Source organism: Candidatus Pelagibacter sp. HIMB1593 (assembly GCF_052047755.1).
Lineage (GTDB): Bacteria > Pseudomonadota > Alphaproteobacteria > Pelagibacterales > Pelagibacteraceae > Pelagibacter.
Map to the genome: position 1 here is coordinate 553,567 of NZ_JBNAJK010000001.1, position 24,318 is coordinate 577,884.

At 27.8% G+C, this 24,318-nt stretch carries 23 protein-coding genes and 1 tRNA gene; 15 read left to right on the plus strand and 9 right to left on the minus strand.

Annotated elements, in window-relative coordinates; genetic code table 11:
- The first annotated feature begins 1 nt into the window (after position 1).
- The 6 genes from ACTTA0_RS02845 (at position 2) to ligA (ending at position 6,169) form a co-directional block, all read left to right on the plus strand.
- The gene (locus ACTTA0_RS02845; RefSeq protein ID WP_440676005.1) at positions 2-916 is read left to right on the plus strand and encodes a D-alanine--D-alanine ligase; all 915 of its coding nucleotides are present in this window, start codon (positions 2-4) and stop codon (positions 914-916) included.
- Complete coding sequence (locus ACTTA0_RS02850) at positions 897-1,571, plus strand: cell division protein FtsQ/DivIB (protein ID WP_440676007.1); 675 nt, start codon at positions 897-899, stop codon at positions 1,569-1,571. The genes ACTTA0_RS02845 and ACTTA0_RS02850 overlap by 20 nt, the downstream gene beginning before the upstream one ends.
- Entirely contained in the window at positions 1,564-2,268 is a 705-nt protein-coding gene (locus ACTTA0_RS02855) for a hypothetical protein (protein WP_440676008.1), read from the plus strand. The genes ACTTA0_RS02850 and ACTTA0_RS02855 overlap by 8 nt, the downstream gene beginning before the upstream one ends.
- Before the next feature lie 64 nt (positions 2,269-2,332).
- The gene (gene lpxC / locus ACTTA0_RS02860; RefSeq protein ID WP_440676010.1) at positions 2,333-3,253 is read left to right on the plus strand and encodes a UDP-3-O-acyl-N-acetylglucosamine deacetylase; all 921 of its coding nucleotides are present in this window, start codon (positions 2,333-2,335) and stop codon (positions 3,251-3,253) included.
- A 56-nt stretch (positions 3,254-3,309) separates the two neighbouring features.
- Entirely contained in the window at positions 3,310-4,146 is an 837-nt protein-coding gene (locus tag ACTTA0_RS02865) for an outer membrane protein assembly factor BamD (protein ID WP_440676012.1), read from the plus strand.
- Positions 4,139-6,169 (plus strand): NAD-dependent DNA ligase LigA, encoded by a 2,031-nt coding sequence (gene ligA / locus ACTTA0_RS02870; protein WP_440676013.1) that lies wholly within the window; start codon positions 4,139-4,141, stop codon positions 6,167-6,169. The genes ACTTA0_RS02865 and ligA overlap by 8 nt, the downstream gene beginning before the upstream one ends.
- On the opposite strand, the gene ACTTA0_RS02875 is transcribed toward ligA, so the two are convergent.
- Positions 6,152-7,846 carry a M24 family metallopeptidase gene (locus tag ACTTA0_RS02875; protein WP_440676014.1) on the minus strand — a complete coding sequence of 565 codons (1,695 nt, stop codon included), beginning with the start codon at positions 7,844-7,846 and terminating at the stop codon, positions 6,152-6,154. The two genes, ligA and ACTTA0_RS02875, sit on opposite strands and share 18 nt — an antisense overlap.
- Positions 7,843-9,879, minus strand: coding sequence for an ATP-dependent helicase (locus ACTTA0_RS02880; protein ID WP_440676016.1), 2,037 nt, complete (start codon positions 9,877-9,879; stop codon positions 7,843-7,845). The genes ACTTA0_RS02875 and ACTTA0_RS02880 overlap by 4 nt, the downstream gene beginning before the upstream one ends.
- 33 nt (positions 9,880-9,912) lie before the next feature.
- Here ACTTA0_RS02880 and ACTTA0_RS02885 point away from each other — a divergent pair, with 33 nt between their 5' ends.
- Positions 9,913-11,403, plus strand: a complete 1,491-nt coding sequence (locus tag ACTTA0_RS02885; protein WP_440676017.1) for an AsmA family protein — start codon at positions 9,913-9,915, stop codon at positions 11,401-11,403.
- On the opposite strand, the gene fumC is transcribed toward ACTTA0_RS02885, so the two are convergent.
- A complete protein-coding gene (fumC, locus tag ACTTA0_RS02890; RefSeq protein WP_440676018.1) occupies positions 11,391-12,779 on the minus strand; it encodes a class II fumarate hydratase in 1,389 nt (462 codons plus the stop codon). The two genes, ACTTA0_RS02885 and fumC, sit on opposite strands and share 13 nt — an antisense overlap.
- Positions 12,780-12,845: 66 nt before the next feature.
- Between fumC and ACTTA0_RS02895 the strand changes: the two genes are divergently transcribed.
- Complete coding sequence (locus ACTTA0_RS02895) at positions 12,846-13,217, plus strand: phosphoribosyl-ATP diphosphatase (protein WP_440635338.1); 372 nt, start codon at positions 12,846-12,848, stop codon at positions 13,215-13,217.
- On the opposite strand, the gene nadC is transcribed toward ACTTA0_RS02895, so the two are convergent.
- Both nadC and nadA read right to left on the minus strand, forming a co-directional pair.
- Positions 13,214-14,047, minus strand: a complete 834-nt coding sequence (gene nadC / locus ACTTA0_RS02900; protein WP_440676019.1) for a carboxylating nicotinate-nucleotide diphosphorylase — start codon at positions 14,045-14,047, stop codon at positions 13,214-13,216. The two genes, ACTTA0_RS02895 and nadC, sit on opposite strands and share 4 nt — an antisense overlap.
- 4 nt (positions 14,048-14,051) lie before the next feature.
- On the minus strand, positions 14,052-15,041 hold the full coding sequence (nadA, locus tag ACTTA0_RS02905) for a quinolinate synthase NadA (RefSeq protein ID WP_440676021.1): 990 nt from the start codon (positions 15,039-15,041) through the stop codon (positions 14,052-14,054).
- A gap of 55 nt (positions 15,042-15,096) precedes the next feature.
- Here nadA and ACTTA0_RS02910 point away from each other — a divergent pair.
- Positions 15,097-15,182, plus strand: a tRNA-Leu gene (locus ACTTA0_RS02910).
- 11 nt (positions 15,183-15,193) lie between these two features.
- On the opposite strand, the gene ygfZ is transcribed toward ACTTA0_RS02910, so the two are convergent.
- Complete coding sequence (gene ygfZ, locus ACTTA0_RS02915; protein ID WP_440676022.1) at positions 15,194-16,081, minus strand: CAF17-like 4Fe-4S cluster assembly/insertion protein YgfZ; 888 nt, start codon at positions 16,079-16,081, stop codon at positions 15,194-15,196.
- 43 nt (positions 16,082-16,124) lie between these two features.
- Here ygfZ and ACTTA0_RS02920 point away from each other — a divergent pair, with 43 nt between their 5' ends.
- Entirely contained in the window at positions 16,125-17,432 is a 1,308-nt protein-coding gene (locus ACTTA0_RS02920; protein WP_440676024.1) for a dihydroorotase, read from the plus strand.
- On the opposite strand, the gene ACTTA0_RS02925 is transcribed toward ACTTA0_RS02920, so the two are convergent.
- The gene (locus tag ACTTA0_RS02925) at positions 17,425-17,757 is read right to left on the minus strand and encodes a DMT family transporter (protein ID WP_440647812.1); all 333 of its coding nucleotides are present in this window, start codon (positions 17,755-17,757) and stop codon (positions 17,425-17,427) included. The two genes, ACTTA0_RS02920 and ACTTA0_RS02925, sit on opposite strands and share 8 nt — an antisense overlap.
- Complete coding sequence (locus ACTTA0_RS02930) at positions 17,750-19,651, minus strand: propionyl-CoA synthetase (protein ID WP_440676025.1); 1,902 nt, start codon at positions 19,649-19,651, stop codon at positions 17,750-17,752. The genes ACTTA0_RS02925 and ACTTA0_RS02930 overlap by 8 nt, the downstream gene beginning before the upstream one ends.
- A 213-nt stretch (positions 19,652-19,864) precedes the next feature.
- On the opposite strand from ACTTA0_RS02930, the gene ACTTA0_RS02935 reads away from it, so the two are divergent.
- The 5 genes from ACTTA0_RS02935 (at position 19,865) to ACTTA0_RS02955 (ending at position 23,758) form a co-directional block, all read left to right on the plus strand.
- Complete coding sequence (locus ACTTA0_RS02935) at positions 19,865-20,632, plus strand: bacteriorhodopsin-like (RefSeq protein ID WP_440651056.1); 768 nt, start codon at positions 19,865-19,867, stop codon at positions 20,630-20,632.
- A gap of 103 nt (positions 20,633-20,735) precedes the next feature.
- Entirely contained in the window at positions 20,736-21,737 is a 1,002-nt protein-coding gene (locus ACTTA0_RS02940; RefSeq protein WP_440676027.1) for a fatty acid desaturase, read from the plus strand.
- A gap of 60 nt (positions 21,738-21,797) precedes the next feature.
- Complete coding sequence (locus tag ACTTA0_RS02945; RefSeq protein WP_440676028.1) at positions 21,798-22,118, plus strand: 2Fe-2S iron-sulfur cluster-binding protein; 321 nt, start codon at positions 21,798-21,800, stop codon at positions 22,116-22,118.
- Complete coding sequence (locus ACTTA0_RS02950) at positions 22,119-23,135, plus strand: NAD(P)/FAD-dependent oxidoreductase (RefSeq protein WP_440676029.1); 1,017 nt, start codon at positions 22,119-22,121, stop codon at positions 23,133-23,135. It abuts the gene before it with no gap.
- Positions 23,132-23,758, plus strand: a complete 627-nt coding sequence (locus ACTTA0_RS02955; RefSeq protein ID WP_440676030.1) for a glutathione S-transferase family protein — start codon at positions 23,132-23,134, stop codon at positions 23,756-23,758. Before ACTTA0_RS02950 ends, ACTTA0_RS02955 begins: the two co-directional genes overlap by 4 nt.
- Here ACTTA0_RS02955 and ACTTA0_RS02960 read toward each other — a convergent pair whose 3' ends face one another.
- Entirely contained in the window at positions 23,759-24,274 is a 516-nt protein-coding gene (locus ACTTA0_RS02960) for a TraR/DksA family transcriptional regulator (protein WP_262589647.1), read from the minus strand.
- Positions 24,275-24,318 lie beyond the last annotated feature (44 nt).

Below are 24,318 nucleotides of genomic sequence, written 5' to 3' on the forward strand. Positions count from 1 at the left end.
ATTGAAAAAAAAAATACTAATACTTTCAGGTGGAATATCAAAGGAGAGATTAATAAGTCTTGATACAGGTAAACAGGTTGCCAAAGAGCTGAAAAAAAATGGTTATAAAATTCAGATTTCTGAACCAGATAAATTTTTATCATCTAATATAAAAAAATTTAAACCTGATGTAATTTTTAATGCATTGCATGGTCAATTTGGTGAGGATGGATATATCCAAAGTATTTTAGAGAAATTTAAAATTCCCTATACCCATTCTGGTGTTGTTGCTTCATCTTTAGCTATGGATAAAGAAATTTCAAAAAAAATTTTTATAAAAAATAAAATTAATACACCAAAATTTTTTGTTTATAATTATGGTTATAAATCATCTACCTTAATAAAAAAAATTCAGTCAAAATTAAAATTTCCTGTTGTCATAAAACCTTTAAATGAGGGTTCAAGTGTCAATGTTTTTATATGTAACAAATCTAATATAACACGAAAAGTTAAATCATTAAAAGATTACAAAAAAATTATGATTGAAGAATTTATTGGGGGAAGAGAAATTCAGGTAGCAATTATGGGTAAAAAAAAACTTGGAGCAATTGAATTAAAACCCAAAAGAGCTTTCTATGATTATCAAGCAAAGTACAGCACAAATGCAAAAACTAAACATATAATACCTGTTGATTTACCAAATAAAAATTTAAATCAAGTATTGAAAATTGCACTTAAAGCCCATCAGATTATTGGTTGTTCTGGTGTTACACGTTCAGATTTTAAATATAATAATGGTAAATTTTATTTATTAGAAATTAACACTCAACCAGGTATGACCAAATTATCTCTCGTCCCAGAAATAGCTTCTTATAAGGGAATAAACTTTTTGAAATTAATTGAATGGATTTTAAAAGATGCATCAAAGAAAAAGTAAAAAAATATTAATTTACTTTTTTTTATTAATTTTAGTAGGTTCAATTAATAATAATTCAACAAATAATTTAAAATTAGAAAAAGTAAAAAACGTAAATATTTTTGGTTTAGAAAAAAAAGATCAAAAAATAATACTTTATAATTTAAATAATTTAGATTTAAAAAATATATTTTTTATTAATAAAAAAAAAATTCAAAATATAATTGATTCCAATTCATTAGTTGAAGAGTACGATGTAATTAAAAGATACCCTCATTCAATTAATATTAATATTAAGAAGACAAGTTTTATTGCTAGGATTAATCAAAATGGAAAATTCTATTTAATTGGAGCTAATGGTAAATTATCAGATAATAATAATTCAGGAGTAAAACTCCCGTATATATTTGGTAATCCAGAGATAAAAGAGGTATTAGAATTAAAAAAAATTATTGATCAGTCAAATATTGATTATTCACAAATAAAATCTCTATATTATTTTAAATCAAAAAGATGGGATTTAAAACTTACTAACAGCATAGTAATTAAATTACCTGAGAAGATTGAAAAAGAAACTTTAGATAAAATATCAATTTTTTTAAAAAATATTAAATTAGAAAATAAAGAAATTGTAGATACTAGAATAAAAAATCAAATTATAATTTTAGATGAATAAAGAAATTGATTTTGAAACATATTTAATTATTTCTTATGGAAAGTTTGAAATTATTTTATTAGATATTAAAAATCATAAAAATATATATCAGGAAGAATTCAAATTTAGAGATGTTTCAGAAAAACTAGATTTTAATCTTTTAAATGATTTTTTAGAAAACAATATTTTTAAAATTGAAAAATTATCGAGAAATTTTGTAAACAATATAAATATAGTAATTGAAAATAAATCAATTCTTACCTCCAATATAGGTATAAAGAAAAAAAATTATACTGGAGAAATTACTGACATAATTTTGGAAAATATGCTTACAGATGTTAAAGATTTATTTAAGGAAAATTACAATCAATATAAACTCATACATATGATTATTGATAAATATATAATTGATGGTGTAAGTTATTCTTCTTTGCAAGATCAAATTAGTAATGATGAAATTTGTCTAGAAATTAAACTTATCTCAATACCAAATTTATTGATACTTGAAATTGAAAACATTTTAAAAAAATACCAAATTCAAGTTAATAATTTTTTAGAAAAAGCATATGTAAAAGACTTTTTCTTAGATAAACAATTAGATATTTCTCAAATGGCACATAATTTGAAAAATGGTAAGAATAAGAATGAAATTCAAATAACCTCAAAATCCTCAAAAAAAATTGGTTTTTTTGAAAAATTTTTTCAATTATTTAGTTAATTTTGTTTTTTCTCGTAACAATAGTTGTATTTAATTAATTCAACATTCAAATTAAAAGATTGAGGTGTCTTATTTAACCCAAAAAACGATAAAAAAAAATATTTCATTTAATGGAATTGCTCTTCATAGTGGTCTAGATGTCAATGTTTGTATTAAACCAGCATCTCCCAATAATGGTATAGTTTTTAAGAGAGTGGATTTAAAAAGTAATAATTTGGTTTATCCAAATTTTATGAATGTCACCAACACATCTTTAAACACAACTATTGAAAATGAATTTGGAGCGAAAGTTTCAACCATTGAACACTTAATGTGTGCGTTATTTGGAATGGGTATAGATAATGCAATAATCGAGATTGATAATGAAGAAGTTCCAATACTAGATGGATCTGCAAAAATCTTCATTGAAAAAATTATTTTAGCTGGAGTTGAAATATCAGATTCTCCAATAAAAATAGTTAAGATAAATAAAGAAGTAAATTATTCAGATGGTAATCGTTATATTAACATTAAACCATCTACTTTAAGTTTAGATATAGATTTTGAATTAAAATATAAAAATCCAATTATTGGAAACCAAAGAAATAGATTTAAAATATATGAGGATGATTTATCTGAAGTTTATAATTCAAGAACTTTTTGTTTGTTTGAAGATATAGAATTAATTAAAAAAAATGGTCTTGCCAAAGGTGGGAGTCTAGATAATGCAGTAGTAGTTAAAGATGAACAAATTTTAAATCCTGAAGGTTTAAGAAATAAAAAAGAATTTGTAAATCACAAAATTTTGGACTGTATAGGTGATTTATATACATGTGGGTATAGGATGATTGCTAGTATTGAGTGCTCACAAGGCGGTCATTTTCTTACAAATCAATTGTTGAGAAAAGTTTTTAAAAACAAAGACAATTTTTCAATTTTAGAAATTAAAGAAAAAAATCTTCCTCATTCTTTAATCAATAAAAGATTTTTAAGATCAATCGCCTAGTTCGTAAAAGCAAAAGATCACTTTAAAAAATCTGATTAAAAAGTATAACAAATATTATGAGAGTAGTTCTTATTCTTTTATTATTTATCTTAGCAATATCTTGCTCTAAAGAAGATAAAAAAATTTCAGTAGTGACTAAAAAAAGTTTGGATCTTCAGGTAAGAGAAGCATATTCTGAAGGACTAAAGGCACTTGATCAAGGAGATGTTTTATTTGCTGCTAGAAAATTTAATGAAGTAGAAATTTTATATCCTCAATCTGACCTTGCTCCCAAATCATCTTTAATGGCAGCTTACTCATACTATATTCAAGATTATTATGAAGATTGTATAATGGAACTAAATAGATTTTTGAATATATATCCTAAAGATAAAAATTTAGATTACGCATATTATATGTTGGGAATTGCTTATTACGAACAAATTGTAGACGAAAAAAAAGATACTTTTTCCATACTTAAAGCAAAAAGTTATTTTGAATATTTGATACAAAATTATCCTAATACTGAGTACTCGATAGATGCAGATTTTAAAATTGAATTAATAAATGATGTTTTAGCTGCAAAAGAACTTTATATTGGAAGATATTATGTAGATAGAAAAAAATGGATACCTGCAATAAATAGATTTAAAAACGTTGTTGATGATTATGACACAACTATTTATATAGAAGAAGCATTATATAGATTAGTTGAAATTTATTACTTGTTGGGATTGAAAGATGAGTCTAAAAAATATGCAAACTTATTAGGATATAATTATCAATCATCTAAATGGTATGAGAATTCCTATGTATTATTCGACAAAAAATACCAGAAGAATAATTTGGATAAAAGCAATAAAAAAAGTAATTTAAGAAAAAAATTAAAAAATTTTTTAAATTTAGATGAATAAAAAAAAAATTTATTCAAATTATAAAAAAAAAATTAATTTATATAAAAAGTTTAATAAAGCTTATTACGATCTTAATCAACCAAATGTTTCTGACAAAGATTATGATGAATTAAAAAAAGAAATACTTAAATTAGAAGAAAACTATAAATTTTTAGAGTCAAAATTTTCTCCAAATAATATAGTTGGATACAAACCTTCTAAAAATTTTAAAAAATCCTTACACAAAGTGCCAATGTTATCTTTAGGAAATGCATTTTCTGAGGAAGATTTAATAAATTTTGAAAAAAAAATTACTAATTATTTATCGATTAAAAATAGTTATAAAATTTTTTACAGCGCTGAACCAAAAATTGATGGGATATCAGCGTCGTTAATTTTTAAAAATGGTAAATTTCACAAAGGTCTTTCCAGAGGAGATGGAAAAGAAGGGGAGGACATAACTAAAAACCTTAATACAATACAAGATATACCAAAAGAAATTTATCACAAAGATTTTCCTGAGGAAATTGATATTAGGGGTGAAGTATTTATTCAAAATAGTGATTTTAAAAGTTTAAATGAAAAATTTGCCAATCCAAGGAATGCTGCATCTGGTTCTCTCAGACAAAAAAATCCAGAGGAAACAAAAAAAATACCTTTAAAATTTATTGCATATACATTTGGTTATGAAAAAGGACTAATGGTAAATAATCAATCAGATTTTCTCAAAAAACTAAGTCAGTGGGGATTTAAAACAAATCCATTAAATAAGTTAATCACTGGTATAAAAAATTTAATGAAAAATTATGATGAAATTGAAAAAAAAAGAGCGAACTTAGATTTTGATATAGATGGAATAGTTTATAAGGTAAATGATTTTGCTATGCAAAGAAGATTGGGTAATGTTGCTAATGCTCCAAGGTGGGCTATTGCACATAAATTTTCATCTAACAAAGCAGTTTCTAAAATTTTAGATATAGAAATTCAGATAGGTAGAACTGGTGCCTTAACACCAGTTGCAAAAATTCAACCAATTAATATTGGTGGAGTTATAGTTTCAAACGCAACATTACATAATGAAGATGAAATTAATCGAAAAGACATTAGAATAGATGATACAGCAGTGATAGAGAGAGCTGGAGATGTAATACCTCATATACTCTCAGTAGATAAACAAAAAAGATCAAAAAATTCAAAAAAATTCATGTTTCCAAAAAATTGTCCATCATGTGGATCAGAAACAATTAAAGAATTTAATAATGTTACAAAAAAAGTTGACGCTGTAAGGAGATGTTCTAGCGAAGGTTATTATTGTGATAAAATATCAATTGAAAAATTAAAACATTTTATTTCAAAAGAAGCTTTTAATATTGATGGTTTTGGAAAAAAAATAGTTGAAAATTTTTGGAAATTAAAATTCATTAAATATCCTCAAGATATTTTTAATTTAGATTTTTTAAAAATTGAAAATTTAGATGGTTGGGGCAAACTTTCTGTTCAAAATCTAAAGTATTCAATAGATCAAAAAAAAACTATTTCTTTAGAAAGATTTATATATTCTCTTGGCATACGGCATATAGGTCTAGAAAATGCAAAGTTGTTGTCTAAACATTTTGTATCGTTTTCAGAATTTAAAAAGTTATCCAAACAAAATGATTATGAAGATATGCTTAACATCGATGGGATTGGCGAAACACAAGTCAATTCAATAAAGAATTTTTTTTCAAACGAAACTAACCAACAAGTTTTAAATGAACTGGAAAAAGTTTTGTTTATCAAAGATGCTATTCAAAATTCAGACGATGGCATATTAAAAAACAAGACTTTTTTAGTTACTGGTAAATTAAATGGAATTAGTAGAGCTGAAGTTAAATCTTTGATTGAAGAAAATTCAGGTAAAATAGTTAGTAGCGTATCTAAGAAATTAAATTATTTAATAACTGGGGACAAACCGACAAAGAAGAAAATAGATAATGCCAAACAGCTTGATATAAAAGTTATAGATCAAGCTGAATTTTTGAAAATGCTAAATAAAGCTAGCTAGCCATTTTCTCTCATTTCGATTTAAATATTCAGATATTTTTAAATAAACTTCCAAGTGATATTTAAATAGATAGTTTTTTTCTTTAACTGTTAATAATTCAAAATTGATCAAATCCTTTTCTATGGGTGCCATTGTTAGATTTTTAAATAATAAATTTCTCTTTATTTTTTTAACATAAACTAAATTTTCAATCCTGACTCCATATTCATTAGTTTTATAATACCCAGGCTCATTACTTAAAACCATTCCTTCTTTTATTTTAATAGTATTTATTTTTGTAATAGACTGAGGTCCTTCATGGACATTAAGAAAAAAACCAACACCGTGTCCTGTACCATGTGCATAATCTAGATTGCTTTTATTTAAAAATTTTCTTGCTCTTTTATCAATTTTTTTACCTGTATCATCTTTGTTAATATTTGTCGTAGCTACAGCAATATGACCTTTTAAAACTTTAGTGAAAACATCTTTGATATTTTGTTTTTGTTTTGAAAAACAAATTGTTCTTGTAACATCTGTTGTGCCATATTTATATTGGCCTCCAGAATCGCAAAGAAAAACGTCTCTCTTATTTATAACTCTGCAATTTTCTTTTTTTGCACGATAATGAACAATTGCACCGTTTTTACCAGATCCTGCAATAGTATCAAAACTAGGATAAAGAAAGTTTTTATTTATTTTTCTAAAACTCTCTAATTTGTTAGCAGCTTCTACTTCTGTAATTTTTTTTTTATTAATTTTTTTTATCCAGTATAAAAATTTTGTTAATGCAACACCGTCCAAGATGTGGGCATTGATCATATTTTTAATTTCAGTTTTATTTTTAATTGCTTTTAAAAAATAAACCGGATCTTCTCTTTTTATGATATTAAATTTAGATTTAATTAAATTTTCATAAAATATTGAACAAGATTTATCGTCTACAATAAAGTTTTTTCCCTTAAGATGTAATATTCTGCTTGGTAAATTATTTTCATCTAAAAATTCATCTTCTTTAATAACTTTATTTTTTAATAATTGCTTACACTTCTTAAGATTACTTATAAGTAGTATTTTTTTTGATTTAGTTACTAGCAATCTTGAATTAGGGATTGGGCTGTTAGGGCCATCTCCTCCTCGTATATTTAAAGCCCACGCGACATTTTCTGGCGCACTTATAAAAATATAATCAGATTTATTATTTTTTAAGTATTTAGTTATTTTACTTAATTTAGAACTAACACTTTCACCAACAATACTTTTATCTAAAGAAAAAAATGGAACAGAAATATTCTTTTTTTGTTTTTTAATTTCGTCAATTAGATTTTTTTCAATATGTTTAATTTTATTATATTTTAAAAAATAATTTCTAATTTGGGTATTGGTAAATAACTTTGGATCTATACCAAGTGTAAGATTCTTAAATAAATTACAATTTATTAATTTTTCAAATCCATAAATTTTAAAATTTTTTCCACTCTCAATTTTACTTTGAATTGTGTATCTTCCATCAGTAAACAAATAATTTTTATTTTTAAGAATTATAGCTAAACCAGCAGACCCACTAAAATTTGAAATAACCTCTAATCGATTTAATTTTGAATATTCTGTAAAAAAATCATCATTTTTTGGAATTATATAGCCATCAATTTCATATTTCTTAAATTTACTTCTTAATAATTTTATATAATTTCTCATTTAATTCTCTTTTGATATCTTATCCACCCAGGACTTCTTGTTCCTTCTTCAATTTCAAAATCCTGATTAAACTCAAAATCATCATCACTATTAATTTCTTCATCAAAGAAAGAATTTTTTTCTAAATGTTTTTCTGGTAATTCATCAATGAATCGCGAAGCCATACTGTCTATCCAATCCCCTTGGTAAAATCTATTCATTGAGAAAGAAATTATAGCTTTTTTCTTTGCCCTTGTAATTCCTACATACGCTAACCGTCTTTCTTCTTCTAGGCCATTTTGACCTTTTTCTTCAATAGATTTTTGATGTGGGAATAATCCCTCTTCCCATCCAGGTAAAAATACAACATCAAATTCCAAACCTTTTGCTGCATGCATGGTCATCATATTAATTTTTTCACCATCCCATTCTTGATCAACAGATGTTGCTAACGATACGTGTTCTAAAAAACTCTCTAAATTATCAAATTCTTTCATAGCACTTAACAACTCTTTGATATTTTCTAGTCTATTTTCATTATCTAAATCTTTTTTATTTTTAAGCATTGCTGAATAACCAGACTCATCTAAAACAATCTGTAATAGCTTTATGTGATTTGATTTCTTTATGGTTAAATCATTTCTCCATTTGTTTAGAGAATTAATAAACAAGCTAAGTCCAATTTTAGCTTTTGGCTTAATTAAATTTTGCTCAAGCATTTTTATTGATGCTCTTTCTAAATTTAAATTATTTTCCTTAGCAAACTCGTGAATGTTTTTTAAGGTGCTATCACCTATTGATCTTTTTGGATTGTTAACAATTCTTTCAAAAGCTAAATCATCTTTCTCTTGATGAATTAACCTTAAGTATGCAACACAATCTTTAATCTCAGCTCTTTCATAAAATTTTGTACCACCTAATATTCTGTAGGGCATACCAATTTTCAGAAATCGCTCTTCAAATTCACGTGTTTGGAAAATCGCTCTAACTAAAATTGCAATATTGTTATACGAAAATTTTTTTTTAATTTTTTTTTCTATTTCATCAGAAACACCGATTGCTTCATCTTTACCATTTTTAAAACAGTTTAATTGAACCAAATCACCTTCTTCCATTGTAGTAATCAATGTTTTCCCAATTCTATTTTGATTATTAGAAATAAGGTTTGAAGCAACAGATAAAATATTCTGTGAAGATCTATAATTATGTTCTAATCTTATTACTTTAGTGTTCTCATAAACTTGATCAAACTCTAAAAAATTTTTAATCTCAGCACCTCTCCAGCTATATATTGATTGATCATCATCACCAACACAGCAAATATTTTTATTTTTTTCAGATAGAAGATTAAGCCATTTACTTTGAATAAAGTTTGTATCTTGATATTCGTCAACCAAAATATATTTAAAATTTTTTGAATATATTTCTCTAATATCAGGGTTAAATTCTAAAATTTTTACTGTATGTAAGATTAAATCACCAAAATCACAAGAATTTAAATCTGTTAATTTTTGTTGATATATTTTGTATAATGGAAGAACAGTTTTCTCATATATATTTTTTTTATTTATAATTACTTCGCTAGGATAAAAACCTTTATTCTTCCACCTATCAATTATTGTAAGTATAAATCTTGGAGATAATTGTTTGATATCGATATTTTCTGCTTTGCATATATTTTTTATTAATCTAATCTGATCGTCAGTATCTATGATAGTGAAATTCGAGTTTAATTGTGCAGCTGAAGCATGTTTTCTCAATAATTTCGCACAAATTGAATGAAAAGTTCCTAACCAAGAAAGACCAACAGCAGTTGATCCTAAAATTTTACTAACTCTATTTTGCATTTCTTTAGCAGCCTTATTTGTAAAAGTGACTGCAAGAATTTGATTAGGAAAAGCTTTTTTTTCTTTAATTATATTTGCTATTCTTGATGTTAGAACTTTAGTTTTTCCTGAGCCAGCGCCAGCTACTATTAAAAGAGGACCATCTAGATGCATTACAGCCTCATTTTGAGCCTCATTTAAACCAATTAAATATTCTCTATTTATCATTCAAAATAATGTTTTATAAGATTACTACTCAAAATGAATAATCTTAAATTAATTGCTAATTTTAATAAAAAATTCAGTAAATTTATTAATAATCTATTAGAGAAAAATTTAAACAAGTTAAATGTTGATAATTTTAAAAATTTATTAATTAACAATAAAATATTTTTATCTATTGTCGCACTAATTATTTTATTTTTATCATATCTTTCATTCCCAAATATTCACAATAAAGAAGAAGTAGCTTTAGAAATTAAAAAAAATTTAAAAAACAAATTAAACCTAGAGTTTAATTTTCAAGAAGATTTAGATTATAAATTTTTACCAAGACCTCATTTTACTTCAAATAATTCCTCAATTAATTTTAAAGAGAATAAAATTACAGACATAAAAAAAGTTAAAGTTTATGTCTCTTTGGAAAATTTATTTTCTTTAAAAAACATCAAATTAAATCATGTCATCTTGGAAGAAGCAAATTTTAATTTAAACAAAGAAAATTATAATTTTTTTTATAATCTATTAAATGGTAATTTTAATGATTTCAAATTTGAAATATTAAATAGTAATGTTTTTTATAGAAGTTTAGAAAATGAAGTTTTATTTATTAATAATATCAGGAACGCAAAATATTATTTCGATCCTAAAGAAATTAAAAATATGTTTGATGCAAATAATGAGATTTTTAATTTACCTTATTCAATTAAAATTTTTAATGATAAAATTGAAAAAACAATACATTCTAAAATAAGTATAGAAAGTTTAAGACTTAAAATAGATAATAAAACATCATATGATGACACAAATTATTTAGGTTTTTCTGAAATAAATTTAATAAACTCAAAAAACTTGTTTGAGTATCAATTAAATGATAATTCGTTTGAGTTTAAATTATTTGATAAAATACAAAATCCTGAGTTTTCTTATGTAGGTAAATTTAATTTTAAGCCATTTTATTCAAATATAACAGGTAATACAAATAAACTAAATCTTTCCCCTTTGTTCTCGTCAAATGCAATTATTAAAGAGCTTTTAAAAACTGAAATTTTAAATAATAAAAATGTTGATTTTAATTTAATCGTTGCTGGAAATAGTATTAAACAATTTGATGATTTTAAAAATGTTTTGCTAAAATCTAAAATTCAAGAAGGTTTAGTTGATATTGATCAATCCAAAATAACTTGGAAAAATAATATTGATTTTGAGTTTTCAAATAGCTTAATATATGTGAAAGAAGGAAAATTAATTTTAGATTCAAATGTTGATATTAATATAAATAATACAAATGAACTTTATAAGTTCTTACTTACTCCAAAAAATTTAAGAAAAAAAATTAGCAAAGTTGATGTTAATTTCACTTATTTCTTTGATGAAAAAAATATAAAAGTTAACAATATCAGTGTAGACGGAAAAACACTTGAAAAATCCAATTATACTTTTGAGGATATTTTACTAAAAGAAAATAATCTACAAAATAAAATTTATTTAAAAAATTTACTGAATGGAGTAATTAAAAATTACGTAGGATAAATCATTTTTCTAGGATCAACTATTTTCTCGTAGTCTTTTTTACTAATTAATCCTGTTTTTAAGGTTTCATGTTTCAGTGTTGTATTATTCTTTAAGGCTCTCTTGGCTATTTTTGCAGCGTTATCATAGCCAATATGCGGAGCTAAAGCAGTTACTAACATTAAAGAATTATCTAAATGCTCTTTTATTCTCTTTTTATTAGCTTTAATTCCTTTAACACAATAAAGCGCAAAATTTTTTGTACTGTCTGCCAATAAGTCAATAGATTGCAAAATGTTATGGGCAATTAATGGCTTAAATACATTTAATTCAAAATGACCATGTGATCCTGCCATTGTAATTCCATTGTGATTTCCAATTACGTTTGCACATACCATCGTAACTGCTTCACACTGAGTTGGATTTACTTTTCCAGGCATTATTGATGAGCCAGGTTCATTTTCAGGTAATATTAGTTCTCCGTATCCAGCTCGAGGTCCAGATCCTAAAAATCTGATATCATTTGAAATTTTCATCAATGCAACAGCACATGTATTTAATGTTCCAGAAAAATTTACTATTGCATCGTGTGCTGCAAGTTCAGCAAATTTATTTGCTGCAGGTTTAAATTTTATTTTAGTAAATTTTGAGATTTCTTTAACAATTTTTTTATCAAAATTTTTTTTTGAGTTTATTCCTGTTCCAACAGCTGTTCCACCTTGAGCTAAAAATAGAATTTCTTTCAATGCATATTCTATTCTTTCAATACATTTTTTTAATTGAGAATGATATCCAGAAAATTCCTGACCAAGAGATAATGGAGTTGCATCTTGAAGATGAGTTCTTCCAATTTTAACAATTTTTTTAAATTCTATAGATTTTTTCTTTAATTCTTTTTCTAAAATTTTTAAACTTGGCAACATTTTAGCTAAAGTTTGTATTGCTACTGAAATATGCATAGCAGTTGGGAAAACATCATTTGTAGATTGAGATTTGTTTACATGATCATTTGGATGTACAGGTTTTTTTGTGCCTTTTTTTCCACCAAGCATTTCAATAGCTCTATTAGCAATTACTTCATTAACATTCATGTTTGTTTGAGTTCCAGAACCTGTTTGCCAAACTTTTAAAGGAAAATTTTCATCTAATTTTCCTTTAATAACCTCATCAGAAGCTTTGATAATTGCCTTTGAAATCTTACCACTAATTAATTTATCTTTAGCATGAACTATTGCTGCTGATCTTTTAATAATAGCAATAGATTTTATTATAGAAATATTAACTAAAATTTTTCCAATGTTAAAAAATTTATTTGATCTCTGAGTTGATGCACCCCAATATTTGTCGCTGGGGACATTAATACTTCCAATACTGTCAAATTCTTTTCTTAATTTCATTGATTAATTTTTAAGTACAAATAATTATATTAATACAACAAATTTTAAAAAACTTACAGGAGCAATATGTCGAATTTTAGTAAAGTTGGAACTTTTATGAAAACCTTTGGTCAAGATGTTAAAACTAAGCCATCTTTTAGCACTGATAAGATAAATAAATTAAGAATAGATTTAATCAAAGAAGAATTAGATGAGCTCACAGAAGCTATGAATAATAAAGATTTATTAGAAGTTGCTGATGCTTTGACTGATATTCTATATGTAACTTATGGAGCAGGACATGCTTTTGGAATTGATTTAGATAAATGTTTTGATGAAGTTCAAAATTCAAATATGAGCAAATTGGATGAAAATGGAAAGCCGATTTATAATGAAGCAGGAAAAGTTATGAAAGGTCCTAATTATTTTAAACCAGATCTGTCTAAGTTTGTAAGTTAAATTTCTAACTTAAAATCAACTGCAGTAGCACTATGAGTAATACTTCCAATCGAAATTCTATTTACTCCAGTTGAAGCAACAGCTTTAACAGTTTTTAAATTAATATTACCTGAAGCCTCAGTTTCGTAATACTTTTTAGCAATTTTAACTGCTTTTCTTATATTTTTGATATTCATATTATCTAGTAGAACAGTATTAAACTTTAATCCTAAAATTGATTTAAGTTGATCAATTGTATCAACTTCCACTGTAACTTTTTTTCTTTTTTTATTTTTAATTGCTTTAATAACTAAAGTTTTTAAATCTGAACTTGCGATATGATTATCTTTAATTAAGTATTCATCGCTTAAATTAAATCTATGGTTTGTACCACCACCTAATTTCACAGCATACTTCTGTATCACTCTAAGGTTTGGAATTGTTTTTCTTGTACAACAAATTTTTGTTTTTTTTCCAGCTAATCTAACAAATTCATTTGTCTTGGTTGCTATACCAGAAATATGTGACAAAAAATTCAAAGCTACTCTTTCTGCAATTAAAATATTTTTTGCTTTACCTTTAATTAAAGCAACTAAGGAACCTTTTTTAGTTCTTGAACCATCTTTTTTTTTGATAATAAATTTTATTTTATTATCAATTAAGGAAAAAGTTTGTTTAGCAAATAATAATCCTGCAACAACTGCATTTTGATTTGATATTAATTTCACGGTTACGATTTTATCGTTGTTAATTAAGGCTGAAGTGATATCTCCTGAAGGATACAGATCTTCATTTAGAGCTAACTTAACAGTATTTTTGATGAATTCTTTGCTTAATTTAATTTTTGACACTTAATTATCTGCCGATAGCTGCCATTCTTTCTACAGATATTCTAGCTTTATCAATTGTTTCTTTATCCATTATGATTTCACCAGTCTCATTTTCTAAACAATCTAAAATTTTAGGTAAGGTAATTTTTTTCATATGTGGACACATATTGCATGGTTTAACAAAATCTACATTTGGATTTTCTATTTGAATGTTGTCACTCATTGAACATTCAGTAACCATCATTACTTTTTTTGGTTGATTATCTTTTACATATTTAATCATTCCAGAAGTGGATCCTGCAAAATCACTAGCTTCGATTACATCTGGTGGACATTCTGGATGAGCAATAATTTTTATTCCAGGATTGTTTTTTCTAATATCTTCAATTTCTTTTTTATTAAATTGGTCGTGTACTATACAAATTCCTTTCCAGGATATAATTTCTACATCAGTTTGAGATGCAACGTACTTTGCAAGGTAATCATCAGGTAAAAATATAACTTTTTTTACTCCAAGAGATTTAACAATTTTTACTGCATTTGCTGATGTACAACAAACATCTGTTTCAGCTTTTACTTCAGCTGAGGTATTTACATACGATACAACAGGAACACCTGGGTACTTCTCTTTTAGTAATCTCACATCTTTACCAGTAATTGAGGATGATAAAGAACAACCTGCTTCCATATCAGGTAAAATTACTTTTTTGTTAGGGCTCATTAATTTTGCAGTTTCAGCCATAAAGTGAACTCCTGCCATAAGAATTATGTCTGCTGAAGTTTTTGAGGCTTCTATAGCAAGCGCAAGAGAGTCTGCAGAGAAATCAGCAACACCATGATAAATCTCTGGTGTTTGATAGTTGTGAGCTAAAATTACCGCATTTTTTTCTTTTTTTAATTTATTGATTTTATGTATGTATGGTGCGTGCACTGACCACTCTATCTCAGGCATCACCTTTGAAATTTTTTGGTAAATTGGATCTGTTGCTTTACGTACTTCTTGAGTAAATTCCATAAAGTTTTTTACCAATTTGAAACATACTTGTCATTCATTTATTATGGGACATATCGCGGTCGTGCTGAAACTGGTAGACAGGCACGGTTGAGGGCCGTGTGGACTTAGTCCATGAGAGTTCGAGTCTCTCCGACCGCACCAAATTTCAATTTTTATCTAATCCAATCAGGTTTTTTTATGTATATTGAAGCTTCTTTAGTTTTAAATTCAACTTTTTCGTCAAAGTTTTTATCTAAATATTTGATTAAAGCGAAGGGGTAATCATTATCTATTAACACTTTACCTATTTCATTTTCATTATTAAAAATACTTTCTCCTTCATTTAGTTTTCCACTAATTATGTTTATAGGCATCAATCTTTTTGAAAGTTTATTTTTTAATTTAATTCTAGCCGTATTTTCTTGGCCTACGTAGCAACCTTTTTTAAAATCAATTCCGTTTAGCTCTTCAAAATTACATTCAATACCAAATAATTTATCTTGTAATTTATTTAAATCTTTTGGAACTATTCCTAGTTTATGACTTAAAGAATAATATTCGTTTACATCTGTATCGTGGAGATCTAGTTTTTTTAAGGATAAGTAAAGTTTTTCTAAATTAATAATTAATCTTGCTCCTAATTGTTTATTTCTTGGATCTAAAAATATTGGATCTTCTCTAAATTTAATTGTGCATCCAGGTTGATCTTTTGCTCCATCAAAAGTTAAGAATTTTTCATGAGAAAATGCTGCTACAACAAATTCATTACTTAAATTAAGAATTTCAACTTTAGATCTTAGCTTATAAAGAGATAACTGTTTAAATAGTCCATCTGCTTGATACTTTTCACAATCTAAAAGATATCCTGATTTATGTTTTACAATTATAAATTCATATAAAAATTTTCCTTGTGGAGTTAACAAAGATGTAAAACAACTATTTTTCTCACTAACTTTATTTATGTCATTACTAATAAGATTTTGTAAAAAATCTTTTGCATCTTCTCCACTTATGTAAAGAATTGACCTGTCTTCTAAAATATAAACATTTTTAATATTCATAATTGATTAATTATAGATTGTAATATAATAACAATTTCTCAGAATGTTAGATCTTTTAATCAAAAATGGACAATGTTACATCGATGGAGAATTGAAAGATAATGATGTTTCAATAAAAGATGGAAAAATTCAAAAGATTGGTCAAATTTCAGATGAAGCAAAAGAGACAATTAATGCTGAAGGTCAAACTGTCTTACCTGGCTGTATAGATACTCAAACACATTTTAGAGAACCTGGATCAACTGATACTGAAGATCTTCATTCAGGTAGTAGGGCAGCAATAGCAGGTGGGATAACCAGTGTATTTGAGATGCCAAACACTAACCCTCCAACTTCAAACATGAGAGAGTTTCAAAGAAAACTAGATCTTGCTAAAAATAGAATGTATTGCAATTACGCTTTTTACTTTGGTGCTACTGCTGATAATGCAGATGATTTAGCTAGTTTAAAAGATTTAGAAGGTTGTTGTGGAATTAAGCTTTTTGCTGGATCCTCGACTGGTAATTTATTAGTTGCTGAGGAGGATGACATAGATAAGGTTTTTCAAAATGCCTCCAAAGTCGTCGCAGTGCATTCTGAGGATGAAGCGATATTAAAAATTAATAAAAAATTAATTAAAGAGGGAGATGTCCATACTCATCCAGTTTGGAGAAGTGCAGAGTGCGCCATAGCATCCACAAGAAGAATTGTACGAATTGCAGAGAAACACAAGAAAAAAGCTCACGTTCTTCATATAACAACCAAAGAAGAAATTGATTTTCTTTCTCAGCATAAAGGAAACATTACTTTTGAGATAACCCCACAACATTTGACTCTTTATGCTCCAGATTGCTATGACAAACTTGGAACATATGCTCAGATGAACCCACCATTAAGAGACAAATCTCATTATGATAGATTGTGGTATGGTGTTAGAAATAATTTCAATGATACTATTGGATCAGATCACGCACCTCATTTAAAAGAAAATAAAGATAAAGTTTACCCCAATACTCCTTCAGGGATGCCAGGTGTTCAAACTTTAATGCCAGTAATGTTAAATCATATCAATGATGGAAAGCTTAGTTTAAATCAGTTGGTTAACTTTGTTTGTGAAAATCCAATTAAAATTTTTGGTATAAAAAATAAAGGGTTTATTAAAGAAGGATACGACGCTGACTTTACAATTGTCGATATGAATAAAACAATTGAAATTAAAAATGAAAATATTGAAAGTAAATGTAAATGGTCTCCATTTAATGGATTTATATTTAAAGGAACACCTACCCACACTATCATTGGAGGAAAAATTAAAATGCAAGATGGGAAAATTTTAGGAGACCCAGAAGGAAATCCTTTACAATTTAGTTAAGCTTAACTGTAAAACTATTTACCAGAATTACACCTAATACGATTAAAAATAATCCTAAGATTGCTTGCCAAGCTAAGGTTTGTTTAAAAAATATATATCCTAGTATAGCAATTGTAAAAATTCCTAATCCGCTCCATGTAGCGTATACAATTGCAATTGGAAGTTTGTTCACAACAAAAGTTAATAAATAAAATGCACAAAGATAAAAAATTGATAAAGCAACTGTAGGTATAACTTTAGTAAAGTTTTGAGAAACTGGTAACAACATCGTTCCAGCAACTTCACAAAAAATTGCAGCAATCAAAAATATATAAGTTTTAATCATTATTTAAAATTTTATGATTTACTAAATCTTCCTTTATTTCATTTAGTATTGCTGGATCATCTATTGTAGGTGGAATTTTATACTCAACACCATCTGCAATTTTTCTAATTGTTCCTCTTAAAATTTTTCCTGATCTAGTTTTTGGTAGTCTTTTAATAACAATTACAGTCTTAAATGCAGCAACAGGACCAATTTTATCTCTTACCATTTGCACACATTCTTTTGATATAGTTTCATTATCTTTTTCAACACCAGATTTTAAAACTACTAAACCAATTGGTAATTGACCTTTTAATTTATCTGCAATTCCAAGTACTGCGCATTCAGCAACTGATTGATGTTCAGACAAAACCTCTTCAATTGCACCAGTTGATAATCTATGTCCTGCAACATTGATAATGTCATCAGTTCTAGACATAATCCAAATGTAACCATCATCATCAATGTGACCTGCATCATAGGTTTGGTAATATCCTTCATAATTAGTCATATAGTTTTCTTTGTATCTTTGATCAGCATTCCAAAGAGTAGGGAATGTTCCAGGTGGCAAAGGTAGTTTAATCACGATATCACCCATTTCATTTGGTTTGGCTAAAGATTGGTCTGGTTTAATGATTTTTACATCATATCCAGGAACTGCTTTACAAGCTGAGCCGTATTTGGTCTCCATCATTTCAATTCCAGTGCAATTTGAGCTAATTGCCCAACTAGTCTCCGTTTGCCACCAGTGGTCAATCACTGGGACCTTTAATAAATTTTCAGCCCACTTTATAGTATCTGGATCTGCTCTTTCTCCTGCAAGAAACAAGCTCTCAAAACTAGATAAATCATATTTTGAGAAAAATTTACCTTCTGGATCTTCTTTCTTGATGGCTCTAAATGCAGTCGGTGCTGTAAATAATGATTTTACTTTATAGTCAGAAATAATTTTCCAGAAAGCACCGGCATCTGGGGTTCCAACAGGCTTTCCTTCAAATAAAACTGTAGTGCACCCTTTGAACAATGGAGCATAAACAATATAAGAGTGTCCAACAATCCATCCAATGTCACTAGCGGACCACCAAATATCATCAGTATCAATATTGTAGATATTCTTCATAGTCCATTTAAGAGCTACGATATGACCACCAGTATCTCTTACAATTCCTTTTGGTGTCCCTGTTGTTCCAGATGTATAAAGAATGTAAGCAAACTCATTTGAATTGATTTCAATACAGTCTGCATCTGTTGCATTTGAGACCGCTTCATCCCAACTTATCTCTGTTGGAGCATTTAATTTGACTTCGTTTCCTGGTCTTTGAAACAAAATCATCTTTTCAATTTTATGATTTGCTATTTTAATAGCCTCATCCACTAAAGGTTTGTATTCAACTGTTCTTCCAGGTTCAAAACCACATGAAGCCGTTACTAATAATTTTGCTTTACTGTCATCTATTCTGCTTGCAAGTTCATTTGAGGCAAATCCACCAAAGACAACTGAGTGTATGGCCCCAATTCTTGCACATGCAAGCATCGCAATTACCGCTTCAGGGATCATTGGCATGTAAATAATTACTCTGTCTCCTTTATTTACACCTTGTTGTTTTAAAGCACCTGCAAATCTTGATACTTTTGCTCTAAGTTCCTCATAAGTGAACTTCGATTTGTTGCCTGTAATAGGACTATCGTAGATTAAAGCTGTTTTTTGTCCTCTTCCATGGTCAATGTGAATGTCCAAAGCATTATAACAAGTATTAGTGACGCCATCTTCGAACCATTTATAGAAAGGAGGACTAGATTTATTTAAAATTTTTGTTGGTTTTTTAAACCAAAAGATATCTTCACTTGCATCTTGCCAAAATTTTTCAGGGTTTTTTATAGAATTTTCGTAAATACTTTGAAATTTTTTTGACATTCTAATTTGATTCGATTTTCGTTATTTTTTTGGTTTTTAACTTATAAATTGTATTTAATTTTAAAAATTCAGTAAAATCAATGCAAATTAATGACAATTAAGTCTTCATAAAACTAATTTAATTTGCTATTTAACCCCAACTTTGGCTTAGGGTTACTTAAGTCTAGTTTATATAAACTAAATAAATAAAAACTAACGAAGAGGGAGTTTTTTATGAAAAAACTTAAATTGTTTGCTCTTACAGTTGTTGCTCTTATGGGCGTAACTGGTGTTGCAAACGCTGAAACAGCTATGCTGGCTCAAGACGATTTCGTAGGTATTTCGTTTTGGTTAGTATCTATGGCTTGTTTAGCTGCTACTGTATTCTTTTTCTTAGAAAGAAGTTCAGTTCCAGCTGGATGGAGAGTTTCAATGACAGTTGCTGGTCTAGTAACTGGTATTGCATTCGTACACTACATGTACATGAGAGATGTATGGATCGCTACTGGTGACTCACCAACTGTATACAGATACATTGACTGGTTAATTACAGTGCCATTATTGATGTTAGAATTCTATTTTGTTCTATCAGCAGTAAACAAATCAGACTCTGGAATTTTCTGGAGACTAATGATTGGTACATTAGTAATGCTAGTAGGTGGATACTTAGGAGAAGCTGGGTACATCAACGCTACACTTGGTTTCATAATCGGTATGGCTGGTTGGGTATACATCTTATATGAAGTATTCTCTGGTGAAGCAGGTAAGAGAGCAGCAAAAAGTGGTAACAAATCACTTGTAACTGCTTTTGGTGCAATGAGAATGATCGTTACTGTAGGTTGGGCGATCTACCCATTAGGTTACATTTTTGGTTACCTAACAGGTGGTGTAGATGCTAACTCACTAAACGTGATTTACAACGCAGCTGACTTCTTGAACAAGATCGCTTTTGGTCTGATCATTTGGGCAGCAGCTATGCAACAACCTGGTAGAGCTAAGTAGTAGTTTTACTTAAAATTTAAAAAAGGGCAGGTACAATTTTGTACTTGCCCTTTTTTTTTGCCTTAGGTAAAATTATGTATAGTTATTATACATATTTATAATTATGGATGTAAAATTAGAAAAGTGGCACAAATGCCAAGTTGATATTGAAGTTCTAAAAGAGCTTTCAAAAAAATCTGATGTCAAAGGACTTCAACATGTTTCAGTTTTTTTTGGATTGTTATTAATAACAGGAACATTAGCATATATAACTTGGGGCACATGGTGGTCTGCTTTTTGGTTTTTGGTTTACGGAAATATTTATGGTTTTTCAAATCCATTATGGCACGAGACAGGTCACAAAACTGCGTTTAAATCAAAATACTTAAATGAATTTTTTTACTACATCTCTTCTTATCTTTCTAATTTTGAACCATTAAGATGGAGATACACACACTTTGTTCATCATGGAAATACATATTCAACAGAAAATCCTTTTGATCATGAAATTGAATATGGAAATAATTTAAAAGAAACACCAAAAAATTTAATTATGAATTTAATTCCTTTTATGGAACTTATTTATTTTAAAAAAAGTATTGCTTACGAAATTATTCAACATGCATTTGGTGTAAAAACAAAAGTAATGCAAGATTGCATTCCTGAAAATGCACAATCAAAAGTAATTTTTAATTCTAGAATTTTTGTTGGAATTTGGATTGCAATTATATTGTGGTCTTTAATTGTATCATCTTGGTTACCTGTTTTGTTTTTTTTATTACCAAAATTTTATGGAAGAACTTTACACAAACTAGTTTCTTTTACTCAACATGCTGGTTTAGCAAGAAATATTAAAGATCATAGATACACAACAAGAGAAATGTATCTAAATCCTATTATAAGCTTTTTATATTGGAAAATGGAATATCATGTAACTCATCACATGTTTCCAACAGTTCCATCATATAACTTAGATAAACTTCATCATCATATTAAAGATCAGTTACCACGAACAAATGATGGTTTAATTGATGCTTATAAAGAAATTTTACCAGCTATAATGAAACAAACAGAAGACACTAGCTATTTTTTTAAAAAAGAAGTACCAGAACCTCAAAATGCATAAATCTTGTTAAGTATGTTTTTACTTACTTGCTCAATTTAGATAAAAACCTATATATAACGCATGGCAAAAATTACTTACCATACACACGACAGTAAAACTCACGCCATTGATGTTCAAAATGGATTAACAGTAATGGAAGGTGCAGTTCAAAACGATATTCCTGGAATTGATGCAGATTGTGGAGGTGGAATGGCGTGTGCTACTTGTCATGTATATGTTAAAGAAGACTGGTTAGATAAACTTCCAACTAAAGAAGACGGTGAAGAAGATATGTTGGATATGGCATTTGAACCTAAACAAAATAGTAGATTAAGTTGCCAACTAATTGTTTCAGATGAATTAGATGGATTAGAGGTTACTATTCCAGAAAAGCAAGCTTAGATGAATAAAACAGATGTGTTAATTATTGGAGCAGGACCAACAGGATTGTTCTGTGCTCATCAACTTGGAATTATAGGACTTCAGTGTGAAATCGTAGATAACCTAGATAAAGCAGGTGGACAGTGTATTGAACTTTATCCTGATAAACCTATTTATGATATTCCAGCCGTACCAGAATGTACTGGAGAAGAATTAACAAATAATCTCCTTCAACAAATAAAACCTTTTAATGTGAAATTTCATTTAAATGAAAGAGTTGAGGAATTAAAAAAGGTTGAAAGTCGTTGGCATGTTAAAACAAGTGGAAATCAAGAATTTGATGTAGCTGCAATTATTATTGCTGGTGGAGTTGGATCTTTTGAGCCTAGAAAATTTCCAGTTAAAGAATGTGAAAAATATGAAGGATCATCATTATTTTATTCAATTAAAGATAAAACAATTTTTAAAGACAAAACCATCTCAATATTTGGTGGAGGAGACTCAGCTTTAGATTGGGCAATTGAATTATCAAATACTTCTAAAGTAAATTTAATTCATAGACGTGATGGATTTAGTGGAGCTGAATCTAGTGTTCAAAAAGTAAAAGTATTAAACGATCAAGGGAAATTAAACTTATACACCAAATATCAAATGGACTCTATTAGCGGTGATAACCAAAGTACTTCAGTAAAAATAAAACATGATGATGGTGAAATACAAGAATTAAAATCTGATTATATTCTTGGTTTTTTTGGTTTAATTATGAAGCTTGGACCTATTTTAAATTGGGGTCTTAACATTGATAAAAAAACAGTAGCAGTAAATACTGAAAATTTTGAAACAAACGTTGATGGTATATTTGCAATTGGTGATATTTGTTCTTATCCAGGTAAATTAAAATTAATTCTTTCAGGTTTTCACGAAGGAGCTCTTGCTGCTCGAGGTTGTTTTAAGTATGCAAGACCAGACGAAAAATTAAGATTTGAATTCACAACTACATCAAAGGCTGCTCAAGAGAGACTTGGTGTAAAAAAATGATAGAATTATTTTCTGCTAATACTCCAAATGGCTGGAAGATAGGTATCATGCTAGAAGAAATTGGTCATGAATACAAAGTAACCAAGATTGACATAGGAAATGATGAACAATTTAATCCAGATTTTTTAAAGATAAGTCCATTTGGTAAAATTCCTGTAATTACAGATCATGAAAACAATAAAAGTATTTTCGAATCTGGTGCAATATTGATGTACCTGGGTGAAAAAAGTGGAAAGTTTTATAACGAAGAAGATCGATTAGTGATTAATCAATGGTTGATGGCTCAAATGGGAACTATTGGTCCAATGATTGGTCAGCATCACCAGTTTCATCATTACAATCCTGGAAAAAGTGAATTTGGTGAGCAAAGATATTTTAAAATTGCTAAAAGAATTTATGGGGAATTAGATACAAGATTGAAAGATTCTAAATTTTTAGCTGGAGATAATTACACTATAGCTGACATTGCAACTTGGCCTTGGTTAGCAAGACATGAGTGGCATGATATTGGATTAAAAAATTATCAAAACTTATCTAGATGGTATCAAGAAATTTCTGAACGTGAGGCTGTTATCAAAGGATATGCCTTTATGGATAGAGAGGCAAAAATTCCAAAGATTTAATTAATCATCCACATGAACTTTTTCCTCTTTTTCATGCTTTTCTTGTGCAGCGATTGTGTATTTAGCAACAGGTCTTGCCATTAATCTTTTTAAACCAATTGGTTCGGCTGTATCTAAACAATACCCATAAGTATCATCCATAATTCTTCTTAAAGCTTTATCTATTTCTGAAATTAATTTTATTTGTCTGTTAATTGCTTTCATCTCTACATTTTTATCGATGTATGAACTTGCCTGATCTACTAGATCAGCTGAAATATTGTTGTCATCCATACTTCCATTGTAAAGTGCTTCATTGTTTGACTTAATTAATTCTTTCTTCCATTCATTTAATCTCATTCTAAAAAACACTTTATGTTTTTCGCACATATATTTTTCAGTTTCTTTTGGAACGTAAGTTTTTGAAATTTTTATAGGAACTTTCTTAGCCGGCGAAGCCACAGTTTTCTTTGGCTTGCTTGCAACTTTTGCTTTTGGTTTAGAAACTTTTTTCTTTGCTTTAGCAGTCTTTGGCATAGCGTAATTTTGAATGGTCGGAGTATATTCAGCAAAATAGGGGT

Coding starts and splice junctions, on each gene's coding strand:
- ACTTA0_RS02960 (WP_262589647.1), bottom strand. CDS start 24,274: ATGCCAAAGACTGCTAAAGCAAAGAAAAAAGTTTCTAAACCAAAAGCA.
- ACTTA0_RS02920 (WP_440676024.1), top strand. CDS start 16,125: ATGTTAGATCTTTTAATCAAAAATGGACAATGTTACATCGATGGAGAA.
- ACTTA0_RS02950 (WP_440676029.1), top strand. CDS start 22,119: ATGAATAAAACAGATGTGTTAATTATTGGAGCAGGACCAACAGGATTG.
- ligA (WP_440676013.1), top strand. CDS start 4,139: ATGAATAAAAAAAAAATTTATTCAAATTATAAAAAAAAAATTAATTTA.
- ACTTA0_RS02925 (WP_440647812.1), bottom strand. CDS start 17,757: ATGATTAAAACTTATATATTTTTGATTGCTGCAATTTTTTGTGAAGTT.
- fumC (WP_440676018.1), bottom strand. CDS start 12,779: ATGAAATTAAGAAAAGAATTTGACAGTATTGGAAGTATTAATGTCCCC.
- ACTTA0_RS02895 (WP_440635338.1), top strand. CDS start 12,846: ATGTCGAATTTTAGTAAAGTTGGAACTTTTATGAAAACCTTTGGTCAA.
- ACTTA0_RS02935 (WP_440651056.1), top strand. CDS start 19,865: ATGAAAAAACTTAAATTGTTTGCTCTTACAGTTGTTGCTCTTATGGGC.
- ACTTA0_RS02875 (WP_440676014.1), bottom strand. CDS start 7,846: ATGAGAAATTATATAAAATTATTAAGAAGTAAATTTAAGAAATATGAA.
- ACTTA0_RS02955 (WP_440676030.1), top strand. CDS start 23,132: ATGATAGAATTATTTTCTGCTAATACTCCAAATGGCTGGAAGATAGGT.
- ACTTA0_RS02940 (WP_440676027.1), top strand. CDS start 20,736: ATGGATGTAAAATTAGAAAAGTGGCACAAATGCCAAGTTGATATTGAA.
- ACTTA0_RS02885 (WP_440676017.1), top strand. CDS start 9,913: ATGAATAATCTTAAATTAATTGCTAATTTTAATAAAAAATTCAGTAAA.
- ACTTA0_RS02930 (WP_440676025.1), bottom strand. CDS start 19,651: ATGTCAAAAAAATTTCAAAGTATTTACGAAAATTCTATAAAAAACCCT.
- ACTTA0_RS02850 (WP_440676007.1), top strand. CDS start 897: ATGCATCAAAGAAAAAGTAAAAAAATATTAATTTACTTTTTTTTATTA.
- ACTTA0_RS02880 (WP_440676016.1), bottom strand. CDS start 9,879: ATGATAAATAGAGAATATTTAATTGGTTTAAATGAGGCTCAAAATGAG.
- ACTTA0_RS02855 (WP_440676008.1), top strand. CDS start 1,564: ATGAATAAAGAAATTGATTTTGAAACATATTTAATTATTTCTTATGGA.
- ygfZ (WP_440676022.1), bottom strand. CDS start 16,081: ATGAATATTAAAAATGTTTATATTTTAGAAGACAGGTCAATTCTTTAC.
- nadA (WP_440676021.1), bottom strand. CDS start 15,041: ATGGAATTTACTCAAGAAGTACGTAAAGCAACAGATCCAATTTACCAA.
- ACTTA0_RS02945 (WP_440676028.1), top strand. CDS start 21,798: ATGGCAAAAATTACTTACCATACACACGACAGTAAAACTCACGCCATT.
- ACTTA0_RS02865 (WP_440676012.1), top strand. CDS start 3,310: ATGAGAGTAGTTCTTATTCTTTTATTATTTATCTTAGCAATATCTTGC.